At 38.9% G+C, this 1,881-nt stretch carries 3 protein-coding genes and 1 pseudogene; 1 reads left to right on the top strand and 3 read right to left on the bottom strand.

Going from position 1 to position 1,881, the window contains the following annotated elements; translation table 11 throughout:
* The first annotated feature begins 52 nt into the window (after nt 1–52).
* A pseudogene (locus BGC07_RS23735) lies at nt 53–723 on the top strand (IS6 family transposase).
* Nucleotides 724–733: 10 nt separating this feature from the next.
* Here the strand turns inward: BGC07_RS23735 and BGC07_RS00670 are convergent.
* The 3 genes from BGC07_RS00670 to BGC07_RS00660 form a co-directional block, all read right to left on the bottom strand.
* On the bottom strand, nt 734–1,048 hold the full coding sequence (locus tag BGC07_RS00670; protein WP_069311567.1) for a DUF4387 domain-containing protein: 315 nt from the start codon (nt 1,046–1,048) through the stop codon (nt 734–736).
* The gene (locus BGC07_RS00665; protein WP_069311566.1) at nt 1,045–1,512 is read right to left on the bottom strand and encodes a hypothetical protein; all 468 of its coding nucleotides are present in this window, start codon (nt 1,510–1,512) and stop codon (nt 1,045–1,047) included. The genes BGC07_RS00670 and BGC07_RS00665 overlap by 4 nt, the downstream gene beginning before the upstream one ends.
* Nucleotides 1,513–1,579: 67 nt before the next feature.
* Nucleotides 1,580–1,881, bottom strand: a 302-nt coding sequence (locus tag BGC07_RS00660; RefSeq protein ID WP_201258080.1) for a hypothetical protein, incomplete at its 5' end; no start/stop codon positions are given.

The raw sequence follows: 1,881 nt of genomic DNA, 5'->3' as shown, positions 1-1,881 counted from the left end.
GCTTTACACCCAGGTTATCAGCCATGTTGTTTGGCTCTATCATCGTTTTAGCTTGAGCTATCGTGATATTGAAGAAATGATGGCAAAGCGTGGATTGAAAGTGAGCTATGAAAGCATTAGACGTTGGTGTAAAAAGCTTGCTCGGCCCCTGACTCAACGACTGCGCAAGAAAGAAGTGAGACGATCTGATAAATGGCACCTAGGTGAGATGACCATCAAAATTAATGGTGACAAGTATGTGTTATGGCGTGCCGTAGACAGTGAAGGCGATGAGCTGGATATTTTAATTCAGAAGCGAAAAAGTAAAAAGTCAGCGATGCGATTTTTGAAACGAATATTAGGATCAAATCCCACCCACGTGTGATTGTGACGGATAAATTGCGTAGCTATAATCAGCCGATTAAAAAGTGCTGCTCTAACGCTGATCATCGCAAGCACAAGGGCCTCAATAACCGCATTGAGAATGCCCATCAACCAACCCGCCGTCGTGAGAAATCACTGATCAAAATGAAGTCGACAAACTCGGCTCAAAAAATGCTGAAGTTGATGGGAGTCACCCGTCATTTTTTTGCTGTGGGTGTAGGTCGTTATCGCAATCCTGTACCAATCAGGAAAGAAAAGCTAAATCAGGCTTTCAAAGTTGGAGTGATGTTACTGCACAGATTCTTTGTGCCTAAAGTAAGGCAATATAACATTTCATTTGGTGTTTTGAAAATAACGTGACGGTGCCGTTTCAAATATTAAAAATTAATGATAAGAGGGGAGCATGTTGTTGAGCTCCATAGACATCAGAATCGCCAACTGAGCCTGAACTTATTGATCTGTCTATTACAAACTTGATGGCACAGGCTGGATCGAAATAAGTAATATCGCTTATTTTGCTTATCGGGACATTAAAAGCCAATGAAATCAATTTTTGTGAAATTAATTTATCTTTTTTAAAAACTTTATATATCTGTCTATCTATAAAAATAATATCAAATGTTAATTGGAAAGGGCTACAATTTTTTGATCTAATCACTTTTGCCAAATCAGATAAATTTTTCATAGTTGAACCTCTCTCATTTTAAATATTTTTTGATCTTCTATATTAATTAAGTGATAGATATTAAATTCATAAACAGGACCAGCTTTGATATCTGAAGGAGAAAAAGGAAAAGCAAGGTTACCTGCTGTAGCAACACGATTTGGGTAACCAAAGTGTAATAACGTTGACCTTGCTAAGCTGCAGATTACATCAGAATTTTTCTGATTTGATGAAACAGCCTCAATTAGAAGGCACAATTCATGAGGATGCGGTTGTTTATTAGGCTCTAAGTCTCTCATTACGCCATTTATTCCATATGTATGAAAAATAAGCTGATAATCAAACTTATTAGATTTAACTAGCTCATCAACTTTTATCTTAACCTTTTGGATGATTTCTTCAATTTGCTCGATCATTATCGAGTCACGAATGCCCGCAATTGATATAGTACGATATCCAACCAAACGGGCACCTTCTAGCTTCACAGAATAGTCTGTTTCAACAAACTGCGTTCCTGCTACTTCAACGATACCATTTTCAAGCTGTTTAAAGCTAACATTTTTTCAAATCCAAATAACCCCCAGGGCCAGGGAGATTGTATGGGTCAGACTTTTCATATAACGAGTGTGCAGCAACAGACTCAGGGGTAAAAGTACGCTCTTCACTGAGAGGAATGAGCTCAAAAGTATCTTCTTTAATAACTCCAAGTGCACAGTCAGCCCCGGATCCGGGGGTTGCTGCAATAGCTGCACACTCTAGGATTTTGCCACAATGATAAGACAAACCGGGGTCAAAGCCTTGCATAATAGGGAGAGCAGCAAATGCACTTGGGTCGTAGGTTCGACCAGCTAAAA

Origin of the sequence: Piscirickettsia litoralis, from assembly GCF_001720395.1 — a bacterium.
Classification (GTDB): Bacteria; Pseudomonadota; Gammaproteobacteria; order Piscirickettsiales; family Piscirickettsiaceae; genus Piscirickettsia; species Piscirickettsia litoralis.
This window is presented reverse-complemented; position numbering and strand designations above follow the sequence as displayed.

What these genes read in the sequence shown, in the direction of transcription:
- BGC07_RS00670 (WP_069311567.1), bottom strand. Translation starts at nt 1,048, where the DNA reads ATGAAAAATTTATCTGATTTGGCAAAAGTGATTAGATCAAAAAATTGT.